General features: G+C 73.3%; 14 protein-coding genes and 1 tRNA gene. 8 read left to right on the forward strand and 7 right to left on the reverse strand.

What is annotated here, in order from left to right:
• Nucleotides 1-36: 36 nt before the first annotated feature.
• The 3 genes from ppdK (at nt 37) to AC2D9U_RS11640 (ending at nt 4914) form a co-directional block, all read left to right on the forward strand.
• Nucleotides 37-2709 (forward strand): pyruvate, phosphate dikinase, encoded by a 2673-nt coding sequence (gene ppdK / locus AC2D9U_RS11630; protein ID WP_484749085.1) that lies wholly within the window; start codon nt 37-39, stop codon nt 2707-2709.
• Nucleotides 2710-2938: 229 nt separating this feature from the next.
• The gene (locus AC2D9U_RS11635) at nt 2939-3685 is read left to right on the forward strand and encodes a glycosyltransferase family 2 protein (RefSeq protein WP_484749688.1); all 747 of its coding nucleotides are present in this window, start codon (nt 2939-2941) and stop codon (nt 3683-3685) included.
• Nucleotides 3682-4914, forward strand: a complete 1233-nt coding sequence (locus AC2D9U_RS11640; RefSeq protein ID WP_484749087.1) for an O-antigen ligase family protein — start codon at nt 3682-3684, stop codon at nt 4912-4914. The genes AC2D9U_RS11635 and AC2D9U_RS11640 overlap by 4 nt, the downstream gene beginning before the upstream one ends.
• Here the strand turns inward: AC2D9U_RS11640 and AC2D9U_RS11645 are convergent.
• The 4 genes from AC2D9U_RS11645 to tsaD form a co-directional block, all read right to left on the reverse strand.
• Entirely contained in the window at nt 4879-6177 is a 1299-nt protein-coding gene (locus AC2D9U_RS11645) for a bifunctional enoyl-CoA hydratase/phosphate acetyltransferase (protein WP_484749088.1), read from the reverse strand. The genes AC2D9U_RS11640 and AC2D9U_RS11645 overlap by 36 nt on opposite strands.
• A 57-nt stretch (nt 6178-6234) precedes the next feature.
• The gene (locus AC2D9U_RS11650) at nt 6235-7230 is read right to left on the reverse strand and encodes an NAD(P)H-dependent glycerol-3-phosphate dehydrogenase (RefSeq protein ID WP_484749089.1); all 996 of its coding nucleotides are present in this window, start codon (nt 7228-7230) and stop codon (nt 6235-6237) included.
• A 9-nt stretch (nt 7231-7239) separates the two neighbouring features.
• A complete protein-coding gene (locus AC2D9U_RS11655) occupies nt 7240-8067 on the reverse strand; it encodes a 23S rRNA (adenine(2030)-N(6))-methyltransferase RlmJ (protein ID WP_484749091.1) in 828 nt (275 codons plus the stop codon).
• Nucleotides 8068-8198: 131 nt separating this feature from the next.
• A complete protein-coding gene (gene tsaD, locus AC2D9U_RS11660; RefSeq protein ID WP_484749092.1) occupies nt 8199-9239 on the reverse strand; it encodes a tRNA (adenosine(37)-N6)-threonylcarbamoyltransferase complex transferase subunit TsaD in 1041 nt (346 codons plus the stop codon).
• Nucleotides 9240-9297: 58 nt separating this feature from the next.
• Between tsaD and hemC the strand changes: the two genes are divergently transcribed.
• The 4 genes from hemC to AC2D9U_RS11680 are packed head-to-tail and all read left to right on the forward strand — an operon-like array spanning nt 9298 to nt 13420.
• Nucleotides 9298-10338 carry a hydroxymethylbilane synthase gene (gene hemC, locus AC2D9U_RS11665; RefSeq protein ID WP_484749093.1) on the forward strand — a complete coding sequence of 347 codons (1041 nt, stop codon included), beginning with the start codon at nt 9298-9300 and terminating at the stop codon, nt 10336-10338.
• A gap of 10 nt (nt 10339-10348) precedes the next feature.
• Nucleotides 10349-11101, forward strand: coding sequence for a uroporphyrinogen-III synthase (locus AC2D9U_RS11670; protein ID WP_484749094.1), 753 nt, complete (start codon nt 10349-10351; stop codon nt 11099-11101).
• A complete protein-coding gene (locus tag AC2D9U_RS11675; RefSeq protein WP_484749096.1) occupies nt 11098-12138 on the forward strand; it encodes a hypothetical protein in 1041 nt (346 codons plus the stop codon). The genes AC2D9U_RS11670 and AC2D9U_RS11675 overlap by 4 nt, the downstream gene beginning before the upstream one ends.
• 10 nt (nt 12139-12148) lie before the next feature.
• Nucleotides 12149-13420, forward strand: coding sequence for a heme biosynthesis HemY N-terminal domain-containing protein (locus AC2D9U_RS11680; RefSeq protein WP_484749097.1), 1272 nt, complete (start codon nt 12149-12151; stop codon nt 13418-13420).
• Between the two features lie 140 nt (nt 13421-13560).
• On the opposite strand, the gene AC2D9U_RS11685 is transcribed toward AC2D9U_RS11680, so the two are convergent.
• From AC2D9U_RS11685 to AC2D9U_RS11695, 3 genes are read right to left on the reverse strand one after another with little or no spacing between them, the layout of a single operon-like run.
• Nucleotides 13561-14337 (reverse strand): ABC transporter ATP-binding protein, encoded by a 777-nt coding sequence (locus AC2D9U_RS11685; protein WP_484749099.1) that lies wholly within the window; start codon nt 14335-14337, stop codon nt 13561-13563.
• The gene (locus tag AC2D9U_RS11690; RefSeq protein ID WP_484749100.1) at nt 14324-15568 is read right to left on the reverse strand and encodes an ABC transporter permease; all 1245 of its coding nucleotides are present in this window, start codon (nt 15566-15568) and stop codon (nt 14324-14326) included. The genes AC2D9U_RS11685 and AC2D9U_RS11690 overlap by 14 nt, the downstream gene beginning before the upstream one ends.
• Nucleotides 15565-16641: an efflux RND transporter periplasmic adaptor subunit gene (locus AC2D9U_RS11695; protein WP_484749102.1), complete on the reverse strand. Its 1077-nt coding sequence runs from the start codon at nt 16639-16641 to the stop codon at nt 15565-15567. The genes AC2D9U_RS11690 and AC2D9U_RS11695 overlap by 4 nt, the downstream gene beginning before the upstream one ends.
• Nucleotides 16642-16741: 100 nt before the next feature.
• Here AC2D9U_RS11695 and AC2D9U_RS11700 point away from each other — a divergent pair.
• Nucleotides 16742-16816, forward strand: a tRNA-Thr gene (locus AC2D9U_RS11700).
• The last annotated feature ends 59 nt before the right edge of the window (nt 16817-16875 follow it).

A 16875-nucleotide genomic window follows, 5' to 3' on the forward strand; every position in this document is an offset into this window, starting at 1 on the left:
CCTCGGCCACCCCAGTTTGCAGGAGAACGCCGTCCAATGACGAAGTGGGTCTACTCCTTCGGCGCCGGCCACAATGAGGGCCGCGCGGATATGCGCAACCTGCTCGGCGGCAAGGGGGCGAACCTGGCCGAGATGGCCAGCATCGGCCTGCCCGTGCCGCCCGGCTTCACCATCACCACCGAAGTCTGCACCTATTACTACGAGCACAAGCAGACCTACCCCGCCGTGCTGCGCGACCAGGTGGCCGAGGGCCTCGCCCGGGTCGAGGCCGCGGTGGGCATGAAGTTCGGCGACACGCACAAGCCGCTGCTGGTTTCCGTGCGCTCGGGCGCGCGCGTCTCCATGCCCGGCATGATGGACACGGTGCTCAACCTCGGCCTCAACGACCGGACGGTGGATGGCCTGGCCGCGGCCTCGGGCGATGCCCGCTTCGCCTGGGACAGCTATCGCCGCTTCATCCAGATGTTCGGCTCCGTCGTGCTCGGCGTGGACCATCACCGCTTCGAGGAGATCATCGAGCATGTGAAGCTCGATGCCGGGGTGGATGAGGACACGCAGCTCACCGCGCAGGACTGGCACCGCGTCGTCGCCGGCTACAAGGACATGGTCGAGGAGGTCACGGGCAATCCTTTCCCGCAGGACCCGCACGCCCAGCTCTGGGGTGCGATCGGCGCGGTCTTCGGCAGCTGGATGAACCCTCGCGCCAACACCTATCGCCGCCTGCACGACATCCCGGCCAGCTGGGGCACGGCGGTGAACGTCCAGGCCATGGTCTTCGGCAATATGGGCGAGGATTGCGCGACCGGCGTGTGCTTCACGCGCGACCCTTCCACCGGCGAGAACTTCTTCTACGGCGAATACCTGGTGAACGCGCAGGGCGAGGACGTGGTGGCGGGCATCCGCACGCCCCAGCCCATGGCCGAGGCCCGCGCCAAGCCCGGCGAGAAGTCGATGGAAACGGTGATGCCCAAGGCTTACGCGGAACTCATCGAGGTCCGCGCCAAGCTCGAGAAGCACTACCGGGACATGCAGGACATCGAGTTCACGGTGCAGCAGAACAAGCTGTACATGCTGCAGACCCGCAACGGAAAGCGCACCGCCGCCGCCAGCCTCAAGATCGCGGTGGACATGGCGCGCGAGGGGCTGATCGACCAGACCGAGGCGATCAAGCGCGTCGATCCCAAGGCGCTCGACCAGCTGCTGCACCCGACCCTCGACCCCAAGGCGCCGCGCAAGGCGATGGCCAAGGGCCTGCCCGCCAGCCCCGGTGCCGCCTGCGGCGTCGTCGTCTTCACCTCCGAGGATGCGGAGGCGCGCGCGCAGAAGGGTGAATCCGTCATCCTCGTGCGCATCGAGACGAGCCCCGAGGACATCCACGGCATGCACGCCGCGAAGGGCATCCTCACCACGCGCGGCGGCATGACCAGCCACGCCGCCGTCGTCGCCCGCGGCATGGGCCGGCCCTGCGTGGCCGGGGCGGGCTCCATCACCGTGGACTATGTCGCGCAGGCGCTCTCCGCCGGCGGCAAGATCGTGCATGCGGGTGAGACCATCACCCTCGACGGCGCGACGGGCGAGGTCTTCGTCGGCACGGTCCCGATGATCGAGCCGCAGCTCTCTGGCGATTTCGCGACGCTGATGGAATGGGCGGATGGCGTGCGCAAGATGAAGGTGCGCGCCAATGCCGAGACGCCGCTGGATGCCGAGACGGCGCGCAAGTTCGGCGCCGAGGGCATCGGCCTGTGCCGCACCGAGCACATGTTCTTCGACCCCGAGCGCATCGGCGCCGTGCGCCAGATGATCATGGCCGAGACCGAGGAAGGCCGGCGCGACGCGCTCTCCCGCCTGCTGCCCTTCCAGCGCAAGGATTTCCTCGACCTCTTCCGCATCATGGCGGGGCTGCCGGTCACCATCCGCCTGCTCGACCCGCCGCTGCACGAATTCCTGCCCCACAAGGACAGCGAGATCGAGGAAGTGGCCGAGAGCCTCGGCGCCGATGTGAACGCGATGAAGCGCCGCGTGGCCGATCTCTCCGAAGCCAACCCGATGCTCGGCCATCGCGGCTGCCGGCTCGGCATGACCTTCCCCGAGATCTATGAGATGCAGGTGCGCGCGATCTTCGAGGCCGCTGTTGCCACGGGGCAGGAAACCGGCGCCGCGCCGGTGCCCGAGATCATGATCCCGCTGGTGATGACCAAGCGCGAGCTCGAGATCTCCAAGGCGCTGGTGGACCGCATCGCCGGCGAAGTCTTCGCCGAGAGCAACTACCATATCGTCTATCAGGTCGGCACGATGATCGAACTGCCGCGCGCCGCGCTGACCGCCGACAGCATCGCCGAGAGCGCCGATTTCTTCAGCTTCGGCACCAACGACCTGACCCAGACCGTCTTCGGCCTGTCGCGCGACGATGCCGGGAAGTTCCTGCCCTTCTACGTCGAGAAGGGCATCCTCGCCCGCGATCCCTTCGTCTCCATGGACCTCGAAGGCGTGGGCGCGCTGGTGGAGATCGCCGCGCAGAAGGGCCGCAAGACCAAGAACGGGCTGAAGCTGGGCATCTGCGGCGAACATGGCGGCGACCCGGCCTCGATCCATTTCTGCGGCAAGGTCGGGCTCGACTACGTCTCCTGCTCGCCCTACCGCGTGCCGGTCGCACGCCTCGCGGCGGCACAGGCGGCGCTGTCGGGCGGCGGCACAGACAGGACGGCGTGAGGTTGGGGCGCGTGGTCGCAGGGGGGCTTTGCCCCCCTGCACCCCCCACCAGGGCACAGGGTGCCCTGGACCGCCGGCATATGGCTGAAAAAGGGAGGGGCTTTACCCCTCCCTTTTTCAGCCATGTCATGGGTTCCAAGGGCCCACTGGCCCTTGGTGGAGGGGGTGCGGGGGAGGCAAGGCCTCCCCTGCGTCACGTGCCCTGACCTCCCCCCGCCTCTCCGCCCTCATCGTCGCCCGCAACGAGGCTGAGCGTCTGCCCGATTGCCTCGCCTCGGTGGCTTTTGCCGATGAGATCGTCGTCGTGCTCGATCGCAGCACCGATGCGAGTGCGCAGATCGGCGCAGCCGCAGGGGCGCGCGTGGTCGAGGGCGCCTGGGAGCTGGAAGGGGAGCGCCGGAATACCGGCATCGCCGCCTGCACGGGCGATTGGATCCTCGAGGTCGACGCCGATGAGCGGGTCAGCCCGCCGCTGGCGGTGGCGGTGCGGCGCGTGATCGGGGAGTCCAGCTTCGCCTGGCACCAGGTGCCGGTGGACAATTACGTCGGTGACAAGCTGCTCAAGCATGGCTGGGCCGGCAGCTTCGGCACCACCTCCGTGCCGCGTCTGTTCCGGCGCGGGGCGAAGAGCTGGCGCGCGCAGCGCGTGCATCCGGGCCTCGATTGGGTGGGGCAGGAGGGGCCGAAGATCACGGAAGGTGCCTTGGTGCATCTGGTGGATCGCGACATCGCCGACATGCTGAAGCGGCTGGACAAGTATTCCTCCGCCAAGGCGGCGGATCTGCTGGCGAGCGGCGATATCGGCTCGCTCGCGGGCAATCTGCGGCGCTTCGTCTCGCGCGCCTTCAAATCCTATGTCTCGCGCAAGGGGTATCGGGAGGGCGCTTGGGGCGTGCTGCTGGCCTTCTGCACGGGGGCCTTTCCCTTGCTGTCCTACCTCAAGGCGCGGCTGGAGCCGGAGAAGCATCGGCGGTGAAGGCGTCGAGCTTTCCCATCGCGGTGCTGCTGGTGATCGCACCCGGCCTCGCGGTCGCGCAGTTCCGCGCCCTGGCGGTGGCGATCACCCTGACATTCCTGCTGACCATCGTGGCGCATCTCCGCGCGCATCGCCGCCTGCCCTGGCCGGCGCCAACGCCGATGCTCGGCCTCGCGCTCGCGCTACTGGGATGGTGCGCGGTGAGCGCGGTGTGGTCCTCGGAAGGCATGCGCGCGCTGCAGAGCACGGCGAGCCTCGCCGTGCTGGTCCTGCTGGGGGCGATGGCGGCGCGGGCCGTGTCCGAGGACACGCCGGCGGCGCTGCGCCGGCTCGGCCCGGCGCTGGTGGCGGGGCTCGCGATCGGGGCGGCGCTGATGGCCTTCGACCATGCGAGTGGCAACGCCTTTCGCCTCGCCGTGCGCGGCTTCCCGAAGGACATGCCCTTCATCGCCTTTGGGCTGAAGCCGGCCGTCTCCTTCCTCGCGCTGCTGCTGCCGCTGGTGCTGGCGGCCCCCGGCGTGCCGGCGCTGCCGCGCGCGGTGCTGATCGGCGCTGGCCTCGCGCTGGCGGCCTGGCTGCCGGGCGATGCGGCGCGCTACGCGCTGGTCGGCGGGCTGGTCGCGGCGGGGGTGGCGAGCCTCGCGCCGCGCCTCGTCGCGCGCCTCGCCGCCGCGGCGCTGGCGGGGTTCATCCTGCTCGCCCCCGCGCTCATCGGCGCCGTCACGGCGCGCGGGCCGGACATCTCGGGCCTGCCGAACTCAGCCGCGCATCGCGTGCTGATCTGGGATTTCGTCACCGACCGCATCGCCGAGCGCCCGATTCTCGGCTGGGGGATGGAGACCAGCCGCGCCATGCCCGAGGGCACGCGCCCGCCCAGCCCGGAGACGCTGACCCGCTTCGGCCTGACCTCGCCCGAGGATCGCGCCTGGTTCTCGCAGAGCGCCGTGCAGCGCTTGCCGCTGCACCCGCACAATGCCGCGCTGCAGCTCTGGCTGGAGCTTGGCGTGGTGGGCGCGGCGCTGGCGGCCGCGCTCGCCGCCGCGGTGCTGCTGGCGGCCGGCGCTTCGCCCGTGGCGGCGGCGGGCATCGGCGCCGTGGCCTCGGCCAGCGTCACCGGCCAGCTCTCCTTCGGCGTCTGGCAGCCCTGGTGGGTGGCGGCGCTGCTGCTGGCGGTTGTGGTGCTGCGCGGCTTTTCAGCGCGGCGCGAGCAGGCGCAGCAGCGCCGCTGACGCCAGCCGCGCCGTCGCGCCATCGCTGCGGCTGGTGAGCGCGATGGGCACGCGTAGCCCGAGCACGATCCCGGCGCTTTCCGCCCCGCCCAGATGCGCAAGCTGCTTGGCGAGCATGTTCGCACTCTCGATATCCGGGCAGACCAGCACATCGGCCTGGCCCGCCACCGCGCTCGCGATGCCCTTGGCCTTCGCGGCGGCCGGGCTCACGGCATTGTCGAAGGCCAGCGGCCCGTCCAGCACGCCGCCCTGGATCTGGCCGCGATCGGCCATCTTGCAGAGTGCGGCGGCCTCCAGGGTCGAGGGCATCTTCGCCGTCACCGTCTCCACCGCCGAGAGGATCGCCACCTTCGGCAGCGCGATGCCGATCGCCTGCGCCAGGCGGATGGCGTTGCGCGTGATGTCGGCCTTCGCGTCCAGGTCCGGGGCGATGTTGATCGCCGCATCGGTGATGATCAGCGGCCGCGGGTAGAGCGGCGCATCCAGCACGAAGGCGTGGCTCACGCGGCGCTCCGTGCGCAGCCCGGCGGCGCGGGGCAGGGCGGCGGCCATCAGCTCATCCGTGTGCAGGCTGCCCTTCATCAGGCCCTCGGCCCGCCCGGCGCCGACCAGGGCCACGGCTTCCTCCGCCGCGGCATGGCTGTGCGGCGTGTCCACCAGCTCGATGCCCCCGAGGTCGAAGCCGCCCTCTCGCGCCGCCGCCTGGATGCGCGCCGCGGGGCCGACCAGGATCGGGACGATCAGCCCATGGTCGCGCGCCAGCATCGCGCCATGCAGGCTGCCGACATCGCAGGGATGCACCACCGCCACCGGCGTCGGGGCAAGGCCCTTGGCCTGGCCGAGCAGCAGGCTCAGCAGCCGGCGCGGATGCGTGCCGAAGGGCTGGTCGAGCCCGCCCGGCGCCTTGGCCGGGGGCACAACCTCCGCCAGCCCATCCAGGATGGCGCGGCCATCGGCGTGCCGCACCGTGCAGCGCAGCGTGAGCAGCCCCTTGCCGCTCTCCACCACCTCGGCGGCGAGTTCGATGGCGTCGCCCTCGGCCAGGGTGCCGTCGAAGGAGAAATCCTCCCGCAGCAGCCGCGTGCCCGGGCCGGGGAAGCGGCTGACCAGCAGGCGCGTCATCAGCGTGGCGGCCGAGCGCACGGCCAGCGCCGGGTCGTCCGAGCCGATCAGCGCGGCGACGGGGGCGAGTTCGGCGGCGGTGACGCGGTGCGGCACGGCGTGGCGCAGGCCGGCGGGGAAGGCGGGGGGCGAGGTATCCATGTCCCTTCGCCTATCCTGCCCCGCGCCGTGGCGTCCAGCGGGAAAGCGGCAATTCGCCTATTCGTCACGCCGCGGACGGGCGAGCAGCCTTCCCATCGCCTCGCCCAGCGTGGCCTCCCCGGCCAGGAGCTGCGCGACGGCGTGGCAGATCGGCAGTTCGACGCCCAGCGCGGCGGCGCGCGCGACCAAAGCGGGGGCGGTGGCCACGCCCTCGGCCACGCCGACGCGCCCGGCCAGCGCGTGATCGAGGCTCGCCCCCTGGCCCAGCGCATGGCCGAGCGAGGTGTTGCGGCTGCCCGGCCCCGTGGTGGTCAGCAGCAGATCGCCCAGGCCCGAGAGCCCGGCCGCCGTCTCCGCCCGGCCGCCGAGGGCCACGGTCAGGCGCGACAGCTCCGCGAGGCCGCGCGTCACCAGCGCGGCGCGGGCATTCTCGCCGAGCCCGGCGCCGATTACCGCGCCGGCGGCGATGGCGATGACGTTCTTGGCCGCCCCGCCCACCTGCACGCCCACCGGGTCATCCCCGCCATAGAGCCGGAAGCCGGTGCTGCCGAGCAGTTCGGCCACCATGTTGCGCAGCCCCGCATCCGCGCTGGCCACCACGGCGGCGGCGGGCAGGCCCTTGGCCACCTCATGCGCGAAATTCGGCCCCGAGAGTACGGCGGCGGGCTGGCCGGGGCGGAGTTCCGCCAGGATCTCGAGCGGCAGCAGCAGGCTGCCCTGCTCCACGCCCTTGGCGCAGACCACCAGCGGCGCCTGGGTCTCGGGCAGCGCGGCGACCACGCCGCGCAGATGCTGCACGGGCACGACGAGCAGGGTGAAGAGCGCGCCCTCCAGCGCGGCGGCGGCCTCGGCGGTGGGGGTGATGGCGCCGGAGAGCGGGATGCCGGGCAGGTAGGTCTCGTTCTGCTGCGCCGCGGCGAGGGCGGCGGCGCGGGCCGGGTCGCGCGCCCAGAGCCCCACCGCATTGCCCGCCCGCGCCGCCTGCACAGCCAGCGCCGTGCCCCAGGCCCCGGCCCCGAGCACGGCGATGCGTCTGGAACGGCGTGGCGGCATGGGGGTTTCCTACTCGGCCGTGAGTCGGGTGAGGCTGGCGCTGGCGCCATCCTCGCCACGGGAAAGGGCGGGCAGCAAGGCGGCGAGGATGTCACGCCCCTGGGTCTCGAAGCCGAAGGGCGCGTTGGCCACCAGCAGGCCGCAGCCATTCAGCCGTGTAGGATCGGTCGGTTCACGCAGGGTGAATTCGGCGGCGAGGCAATCCGCCACCCCGGCATCGACCAGCGCCTGGTGGAAGCCGCGCACCGGGGTCCGGTGCTTGATCGGATACCAGGCCGCCAGCACCCCGGCGCGGAAGCGATGCCGCAGCGTGGCGAGCGCGGTGGCAAGGCGGTTGAACTCGCCCTCCTGCTCGAAGGGCGGGTCGATCAGCACGAGGCCCCGCCGCTCGGGGAAGGGGGTCAGGGCCTGGATCGCCTCCCAGGCATCGCGCCGATGCACCGCCACCTGCGGGTCGCGCGCATAGCGGGCCTTGAGCGTCGCGTGGTCCTCCGGGTGCAGTTCGCAGAGCACCAGCCGGTCCTGCGGGCGCAGCAGCGCGCGCGCCAGGGCGGGCGAGCCGGGGTAGTGGCGCGGATAGCCCTCGGCCCGGACCAAAGCGAGGTAATCCGCCAGCGGGCCTTCGGTGATGGTGGCGAGGCGATGAATGCCCTCGGCGGCTTCCTGGGTGCGGGTGGCCGGCGTGGCGGTCAGGTCGTAGCTGCCGATCCCGGCATGGGTGTCGAGCACCCGGAGGGGCTTGTCCTTCGCGCCCAGGCCCCGCAGCAGCGCGACCAGCAGCGCGTGCTTCACCACGTCGCAGAAATTGCCGGCGTGAAACGCATGGCGGTAGTTCACTTACCTGGCCCTCAAGCGGCGGGCGGGCGCATCCGCGCCCTTGCCTGCGCGCCGACGCGCTGGGGCACCGGGCCAGGCGGTTTCACGGCGCGCGGGGCCGCATTCGCGGCCCTGGGGGCTGGGGTGGGTGCTCATCCTGCGAGCTCCGCCAGCGGCCAGCGCGGCCGGGGGGCGTGGTCGAGCGGGTCGGTCAGCCCCGCGCGCAACCGCTCGATCCCCGCCCAGGCGATCATCACGGCGTTGTCGGTGCACAGCCGGATCGGCGGCGCGACCAGGGGCAGGCCCGCCCGCTGCGCCACGCCCTCCAGCGCCTTGCGGACCGCCTGGTTCGCCGCCACGCCGCCGGCCACGACCAGTGCGGTGGAGGCCGGCGCCATGGCCAGCGCATGGGTGGCGCGATCCGCCAGCGTCGCCGCCACCGCCGCCTGGAAGCTCGCGGCGAGGTCGGCGCGGCCGCGCTCATCCAGCCCCTTCGCCACGATCTGCGCCACGGCCGTCTTCAGCCCGGAGAAGGAGAAATCGCAGCCCGCGCGGCCCAGCAGCGGCCGGGGCAGGGCGAAGCGCGACGCATCGCCCGTGGCCGCGAGGCGCTCCAGATGCGGCCCCCCCGGCCAGGGCAGGCCGAGCAGCTTGGCCGATTTGTCGAAGGCCTCGCCCACCGCGTCGTCGAGCGTGCTGCCCAGCCGTTCATGCCGCCCCACCCCCAGCACCGCCACGCATTGGCAATGCCCGCCCGAGAGCAGCAGCAGCAGATAGGGAAATGCCAGCCCGCCGGGATGCACGCCCGGCAGCCGGGGCGTCAGCGCATGCCCCTCCAGATGGTTGATGGCGAGGTAGGGGATGCCGTTCGCCAGGGCGATTCCCTTGCCGAGCGTCGCCCCCACGATCAGCCCGCCGATCAGCCCCGGCCCCGCCGTCGCCGCCACGGCCGTGAGATCCGCGGGGCGCTGGCCCGCCTGATCCAGCACGCGGCGCACCAAAGCGGGCAGATGCGCGAGGTGCGACCGGGCCGCGATCTCGGGCACCACGCCGCCATAGGGCGTGTGCTCGGCCAGCTGGCTCAGCACCGCCTCGGCCAGGATGGTGCCATCGGCGCGCAGCAGGGCGGCGGCGGTCTCGTCGCAGGAGGATTCGATGCCGAGCACGAGGTCGCTGTCCTGCAATGCGCGCATGCTATTCCGGTCTTCGCCCACTTCCGCAGTTTCGAGGCAGGCCCTATGTCCCGCCCCCATGTCGGTAGCCCATCCCCACGCATCTTCCCACCCCGCCGGCCCGGGACACGGCCATGCGCCGCCGCACGGCGCCGTGAAGGCGCATATCCGCGCCCTGCCGCTGCGCGTGGGCACCCGCGGCAGCCCGCTGGCGCTGTGGCAGACACGGCATTTCCTCAGCATCATCACGCATTTCTGCCCGGTGCTGCGCGACGCCAAGGCCTTCGAGGAACACGCCATCGCCACCTCCGGCGACCGGATCCAGGACAAGCGTCTGGCCGATATCGGCGGCAAGGGGCTGTTCGCGAAGGAGATCCATGAGGCGCTGCTCGACCGGCGGATCGACTTCGCCGTGCACAGCCTCAAGGACCTCGAGACCGAGCTGCCGCCCGGCATCGTCCTGGCCTGCACGCTGCGGCGCGAGGATGCGCGCGACGCGCTGATCCTGGGCCCCGACTGCCACGCCCCCGACCCGGCCGACCCCTATGCCTGCCTGCCCGCGGGCGCGGTGATCGGCACCGCCTCGCTTCGCCGGCAGAGCCAGATCCTGGCGGCGCGGCCGGATCTGCGCGTCGAGATCATCCGCGGCAATGTCCAGTCGCGGCTCGACAAGGTGCGCGCCGGCACCGGCCCCGCCGCCTCGCTGCTGGCCCTGGCGGGACTGCGCCGGCTCGGCCTGGAAGCCGAGGCCGCGGTGGTGCTGGACCCCGAGGCGATGGTCCCCGCCGCCGGCCAGGGCATTGTCGGCGTGACCGTGCGGGCCGATGACGTCGAACTGCTCGACCTGCTCTCGGCCATCGAGGACCGCGAGGCGGCGGCGGTCTCCAGCGCCGAGCGCGCGCTGCTGGCCGCGCTCGATGGCTCCTGCCGCACGCCGATCGGCGGTCATGCCCGGCTGCTGCCCGATGGGCGGCTGCACCTGACCGGGCTGGTGGCGCGCGCCGATGGCAGCTTCCTGCTCAAGCGCAGCGCCGTGGGCCTCGCCACCGATGCCCGCGCCCTCGGCCGCGAGCTGGGCGAGGGGCTGCGCCGCGACAGCCCGGCCGACATCTTCGGGTGAGCACCCCGGCATGAGCGAGGCGGCCGGCATCCTGGTGACCCGGCCCGAACCCGGCGGGGCGGAGACCGCGGCCCGGCTCGCCTCCCGGGGCTTCACGCCGATCCTCGCCCCGGCCCTGGTGCTGACCCCCCGGCGATTTGCGATGCCCCGCTGCCAGGCCGTGCTGGTCACGAGCCGCGCCGGGGCGCGCGCCTTGCCGCCGCCCATCCCCGGCCTGCCCGTGCTGGCGGTGGGCGCGGCCACGGCCGAGGTCGCGCGGGCGGCTGGCTGGGCGGATGTCCAGGCTGCCGGGGGCACGGCCGAGAGCCTCGCCGTGCTGGCCGCCGCCCGGCTCGACCCCGCGGGGCCGCCGCTGCTGCTGGCGGTGGGGCAGGGCTATGCGCTGGACCTCGCCGAGGCCCTGCGCGCGCGCGGTTTCCGGGTGATCCGGCGCATCGCCTATGCCGCCGCGCCGGCCACCGCCCTGCCCGACTCGGCCCTCACCGCGCTGGCCCAAGGCGGCGTCAGCCAAATCCTGTTTCACTCGCCACGCTCCGCCGCCTGTGCCATCACCCTGTTCCGAACCGCCGGCCTCGCAGCCTCCCTCGCGCGGCTGGCGGCGGTCGTGATCTCGCCCCGGGTCGCAGCTACGGCCGCCAAGTCCTTGGCGCCGTTGACCTGGCGGGAGATCCGCATCGCCGAATCCCCGGGGGAGGATGCGCTGCTGGCGCTGCTTGGCCGGGCCAACCGGACAGGCCGCCCAAACGTGTCAGGAGAGCCATGAGCCAGCCGACCCCATCCCCTCGCGGCGAGGGCCCCAAGGCCTTCCGCCTGGACCCCGCCGCCCTGCCGATCGCGGTCGCCGGCCTGGTGCTGGTGGGCGCCGTCCTCTGGCTGCTCGGCCGGCCGATGCCCGCGCCCGCCCCGGCGCAGGACGCCGCGCTGGCCGCGCGGGTCGCCGCGCTCGAATCCCGCCCGGCGCCCGAGATCCCGCCCGCGCCGAACCTCGCCCCGCTCACCGCCCGCCTCGCCGCGCTGGAAGCCCGGCCGGCTGCCGCCGCCGCGCCGGATCTCGGCCCGCTCGCCGCGCGGATCGCCGCGCTGGAGGGGCGCCCCGCCCCAGTGATCCCGCCCGCCACCGATCTCGGCCCGCTGACCGCGCGCCTCGCCGCCGCCGAGGCCACCCTGGCCCAGCGCGCCGCCGCTGCCGAGGCGCAGGCCGGGCGCCTGACGGCCCTGGAAGCCGCCCTCGCCCAGCGGAGCGCCGCCGCGGAAGCCCAGGCCCAGGCCCAGGCCGCGCGCCTCGCCGCGCTGGAAGCCATGGCCCAGCGCCTGACCGCGCTCGAGGCCCGCGCGGCGCGCCTCGCCGCGCTCGACACGCTGCGCAGCAACCTGGAGGCCGGCCGCGCGCTTGGCCCGGCGCTGGCCGCGCTGCCGAACGCGCCCGCCGCGCTCGCCCGCTTCGCCACCGCCGCGCCGACCACCGAGGCCGCGCTGCGCCTCGGTTTCGAGGAAGCCGCCCGCGCCGGCCGCGCCGCCAGCGACGGCGCGCGGGAAGGGGCCTCGACCCTCGACGCCGCGCTCGCCCGCCTGGGCAACATGGTGACCATCCGCCGCGGTGAGGAAGTGGTCTGGGGCGACGCCGCCCTGGCCGAGATCGAGCGCGCCCGCCGCGCCGTCGAGGCCGGCGACCTGGAAGGCGCCCTGGCGCGCCTCGCCCGCCTCGCCCCCCCGGCGAAGGAGGCGATGAAGGCCTGGATCGGCGATGCCGAGGCGCTGGTCGCGGCCCGCGCCGCGTTGCGCGCTCTGGCCGCGGGCTGAGGGGAGAGCCATGCGCAGCGCCCTTCTCTATCTGGTCCTGCTGGCCGCCGGCGTGGCCGGCGTGCTCTGGCTCGTGCGCCTCGACGGCATCGTGGAGATGCGGGTCGGCGATGCCGAGATCGCCATCACCCTGCCGGTCGCCCTGGTGCTGGCGGCGGTGCTGTTCCTGGCGGGCCACCTGCTGCTGGTCGGCATCGCGGCGATGCGCCGCTGGCCGGCGCGGCTGCGTGCCCGCAGCGCCGCCAAGCGACACGCCCAGGGCGAGGCCGCCGTCACCCGCACCCTGATCGCGCTGGCCGCCGGCGCGCCGGACCTCGCGCGGCTCGAGGCCGGGCGCGCCCGCATCGGCCTGGGCGACACGCCGCAGACCCTGATGCTGGTGGCGGAGGCCGAGCGCCTCGCCGGGCGCGAGGACGCGGCCTCGGCCGCCTTCGAGAAGCTGGCCCAGCTGCCCGATGCGCGTTTCCTCGGCCTGCGCGGCCTGCTGCGCCAGGCGATCCAGCGCCAGGATTGGCCCACCGCCCAGCGCCTCGCGCGCGAGGCGGAGGCCGCCCAGCCCGGCGCCGCCTGGCTGCGCCAGGAGCGCGAGACGCTGGCCATCCGCACCCGCGACTGGCGGGAGGCCCTGGCGCTCTCCCCGCCCGGCGCCGCGCAGGCCGGCCTCGCCCTGGCTGCCGCCGGGCAGGAGGAGGATGAGCGCAAGGCGACCGACCTCGAGCGCCAGGCCTTCCGCGCCGATCCCGGCTTCGCCCCGGCGGCGCTGGCCGTCGCCGCGCGGCACAAGGCACAGGGCAGCCCGCGCCGCGCCAAGGCGACGCTGGAGGAAGGCTGGGCGAAGCAGCCGCACCCGGACCTCGCCGTGGCCTATCTGGACGGTATCACCGAGCCGCTGCCGCGCATGAAGGCGGCGGAGACGCTGGTGCAGGGCAAGCCGCGCCACCCGGAAAGCCATTTGCTGGTGGCCCGCGCGGCGCTGGAGGCGGGGCTCACCGGCCGCGCGCGCCAGGAACTGGACGCGCTGGTGGCGACCGGCCAGGCGGACCGCCGCGCCTACCTCGCGCTGGCCGACCTGGAGGAGCAGGAGAAGGGCGATACGCCCGAAGGCCGCGCTGCCCAGGCGCGCTGGCTGCGCAGCGCGGCCACCGCGGCACCCGAGGCCCGCTGGCGCTGCAGCCATTGCGGGACGGAACATGAGGCCTGGGCGCCGATCTGCGGGTCGTGCCAGTCGGTGGGCACGATCGGGTGGACGAGCCCGCAGCAGCTGCCGGCGACGGTAGGGTAGGCCAGGGGCGCTGCCCCTGGACCCCGCCAGGAGGCTTAGCCTCCTGGACCTCGATCCTGTTTAACGCCGAAGGGGGTGGGGGGACGAAGTGCCCCCCACCCCCTTCGGCGTTGAAAACAGATGGTGGGGTCCGGGGAGCCTCAGGCTCCCCGGCGGGGGCCCGGGGGCGGCGCCCCCGGCACTTCCACCACCCGTCCATCCACCAGGTGCACCCGTCGCGTCGCCCGTCGCGCCAGATCCGCGTCATGCGTCACCACGATCACCGTCCGCCCTTCCTCCCGCGTCAGGCGTTCGAAGATGTCGAACACCGCCGCGGCGTTCGCCGTGTCGAGGTTCCCCGTCGGCTCATCCGCCAGGATCAGGGCCGGATCGTTCGCGAGCGCGCGCGCGATCGCCGTGCGCTGGCGCATGCCGCCCGAGAGTTGCTCCGGCAGCTTCGCCGCGGCCGGGCCGAGGCCGAGCGAGTCCAGCAGCGCCATCGCCTTCGCCGTGGCGGCACGGCCCTCGAGCGCGCCCAGCCGCCGGATCGGGATCAGCACATTGTCGAGTGCGCTGAACTCCGGCAGCAGGAAATGGAACTGGAACACGAAGCCCAGCCGTCGAAGCCGCAGCGCCGCCAACTGCGCCGCGGTGAGCCGCGCGGTATCCGCGCCCTCCAGCAGCACCGCCCCGCTGCTCGGCCGGTCGAGCAGCCCGAGCAGATAGAGCAGCGAGGATTTGCCCGAGCCCGATGGCCCGGTGATGGCCACGAACTCGCCCGGCGCGAAGCTGAGGTTGATGTCGCGCACCAGGATCGCGCCCTCGGGCAATTGCCGCGTGACCGCGCGCGCCTCGAGAAGCGGGGCCTGGCCCGGCCGATCCGGACCTTCGCGCCCTTCGGCGGCGCGGCCACCGGACGCAGGTTCAAGCAGCGCCACGCACCACCTGCACGGGATCGAGCCGGCTGGCGCGCCGGGCGGGGATGACGCTGGCGATGCCCGCCGAGAGCAGCGCGAAGATGCAGGCGGCGGCGTAGATCCGCCAGTCGCGGTCCATCAGGAAGCGGTCCTGCCCGGCCGGCGTCTCGGTGCCGAAGCGGATCTGCGCCAGCCCCTCGATCATCCCCGCGCCCAGCAGGCTGCCGAGGATCGCGCCGAGCAGCCCGGCGGCCAGCCCCTGCACCAGGAACAGCAACTGGATGTCGCGCTCGGTGAAGCCGAGCGACTTCATGATGGCGATGTCGCGGATCTTCTCGAACACCACGGTCGAGATGATGTTGTAGATGCCGAAGGCGGCGACCAGCAGGATCGCCCCCGTCACCGAATACATGATCGCGTTCTGGATGATGAAGACGGTGAGGATGTTGGCACTCTGCTCCTCCCAGCTTTCGGAGCGGTCGCCGAAGCGCGCCTCGATCGCGCGCGCCATGGGTTCGGCCTGGGTGACGTCGTTGAGGCGGATCAGGATCTGGTTCACGACGTTGGGCCGGTTCTGCAGCACCTGCGCCACCTTGAGCAGCGCGAAGCCATGCCCCTGGTCCACCACCTGGATGCCGGTGCGGAACATGCCCACCACCTTCATCGAGAGCACCACCCCGGCCGGCGAGATGGCCGTCAGCGTATCGCCCATGCCCACGCCGAGCCGCAGCGCGAGCCCCTCGCCGATGATCAGCCCATTGGCCGAACTGCGCAGATCCTCGAGCCGCCCCGCGATCATGTCCTTCGCGATGTTGGAGACGCGCACATGCCGCGCCGGCTCGATCCCGGTGATGACGCCCGAGACATCGCGCGCGCCGTAGCGCAGCAGCGCCTGGCCCTGCAGCACGGGCGCGGCGGCGACGCCCTCCATCGCCTCGAGCATCGCCACCTTGTCGCCGGCGGCGCGGATGCCGCGGATGCGGTCGCGCGGCTTCACGCCATGCACCAGCACCGCGCCGGCCGGGTGCAGCTCCTCCGCCGCCTGGGCGGGGGGCGAGCGCGTTTCGTCCTTCACCGTGATGTGCGGGGCGACATCGATGATCTGGTTGACGAAATAGGTCTGGAAGCCGCGCATCAGTGCCGCGATGGCGATGAAGAAGGCGACGCCGAGCGCGACACCGAGCACCGAGACCAGCGTCTGGCGCCGCCGCTTGCCGAGCATGCCCGCGGCGAGGTCGAGGATGAGCCTCACCTTGTGGGGGCCGCGCGCGCGCCCGTGCTCTCGGCCTGGGCGCGGATGGTCTGGCCCTCCCGCAGCCCGGCGGGCGGGTTCAGTACCACCACCTCCCCGGCGGCGAGGCCCTGGCGGATCTCGGTGGCGCGCGGCGCCTGGACGCCGATCTCGACCTCCCGCGCGCGCACTTCCTCGCCCTGCAGGACCCAGACGAGGCCACGGCGGGTCTGGCCCGGCGCCTGGGCCACGCCGCGCGGGGCGGCGGGCAGCACCACGGCCGCGGGTGGCAGCAGCACGGCGTCGGGGATGTCGCGCAGCACGATATTGGCCTCGACCGTCATGCCGATCAGCAGCGGCGTGTCGTCGGGCAAAGCGAGGCGCACGCGATAGGCCTTGCGGGTGGTGTCGCCCTTGGGCGTGATCTGCGCGACGGTGGCGTGCAGCACCTGGCCGGCGAAGGCATCGGCGCGCAGCAGCACGCGCTGGCCGATGGCGATGCGGGCGATGTCCTCCTCATCCACCTCGGCGGTGATGCGCAAGGGGCGCGGCTCGCCGATCCAGAACAGGCTCGCGGGGGTGTCCACCACCTCGCCCACCTCGACGTCGCGGCGCAGCACGAGGCCATCGCTGGGGGCGCGCACGACGTAGTCGTCCAGGCGCTGCACGGCGACATCGGCCAGCGCGCGCGCGGCGCGGGCATCGCGCTCGGCGCGCTCGAGCGTGGCGCGGGCGGCGATGTCGCGCGCCACCAGGGTGCGGGTGCGGGTGAGGTCCTCCAGCGCGAAGCGGGCGCGCGCCTCGGCCTCCTCGGCCAGGGAGCGGGACTGCCGGTCGTCGAGCCGCGCCATGGGCTGGCCTTCGGTGACGCGGGCACCTTCCTCGACCAGCACCTGGGTGACGCGGGCGCGCACGGCGGGGCCGACGCGGGCCCAGTTCACGGGTTCGACGGCGCCGGTGGCATAGACCGCCTCCAGCGCCGGGCCCTGGGTGGCGGTGGTGATGCGCAGGCTCGGCGGGATGGCGAACCAGGCCCATCCCCCGCCGCCGGCGAGGGCGAGAAGCACCAGCAGAAGAAGGAGACGACGCACCATGCGGGAGAGGCTAGCACGCTCCGGCCTGGGGCGAGAGGGGCGGGTGCAGGAGGCGGGTTGTGCGCGCGCCCGGTCGGCGCTATAGCGCCGCTCCTGGCGGGCCGACTTAGCTCAGGGGTAGAGCAACTGATTCGTAATCAGTAGGTCCGGGGTTCAATTCCCCGAGTCGGCACCATTCTTTTCAAGATCTTAGGCGTAGGTTCCCGGCGCTCGGCCGACCTGGATGGCTGCTGC

It is taken from the genome of Roseomonas sp. TF40 (genome assembly GCF_057219975.1).

Excerpts from the sequence above, each read along its gene's own strand:
- ppdK (WP_484749085.1), top strand. The coding sequence starts at position 37 with ATGACGAAGTGGGTCTACTCCTTCGGCGCCGGCCACAATGAGGGCCGC.
- AC2D9U_RS11645 (WP_484749088.1), bottom strand. The coding sequence starts at position 6,177 with ATGGATACCTCGCCCCCCGCCTTCCCCGCCGGCCTGCGCCACGCCGTG.
- AC2D9U_RS11650 (WP_484749089.1), bottom strand. The coding sequence starts at position 7,230 with ATGCCGCCACGCCGTTCCAGACGCATCGCCGTGCTCGGGGCCGGGGCC.
- tsaD (WP_484749092.1), bottom strand. The coding sequence starts at position 9,239 with ATGCGCGCATTGCAGGACAGCGACCTCGTGCTCGGCATCGAATCCTCC.
- hemC (WP_484749093.1), top strand. The coding sequence starts at position 9,298 with ATGTCGGTAGCCCATCCCCACGCATCTTCCCACCCCGCCGGCCCGGGA.
- AC2D9U_RS11670 (WP_484749094.1), top strand. The coding sequence starts at position 10,349 with ATGAGCGAGGCGGCCGGCATCCTGGTGACCCGGCCCGAACCCGGCGGG.
- AC2D9U_RS11675 (WP_484749096.1), top strand. The coding sequence starts at position 11,098 with ATGAGCCAGCCGACCCCATCCCCTCGCGGCGAGGGCCCCAAGGCCTTC.
- AC2D9U_RS11680 (WP_484749097.1), top strand. The coding sequence starts at position 12,149 with ATGCGCAGCGCCCTTCTCTATCTGGTCCTGCTGGCCGCCGGCGTGGCC.
- AC2D9U_RS11695 (WP_484749102.1), bottom strand. The coding sequence starts at position 16,641 with ATGGTGCGTCGTCTCCTTCTTCTGCTGGTGCTTCTCGCCCTCGCCGGC.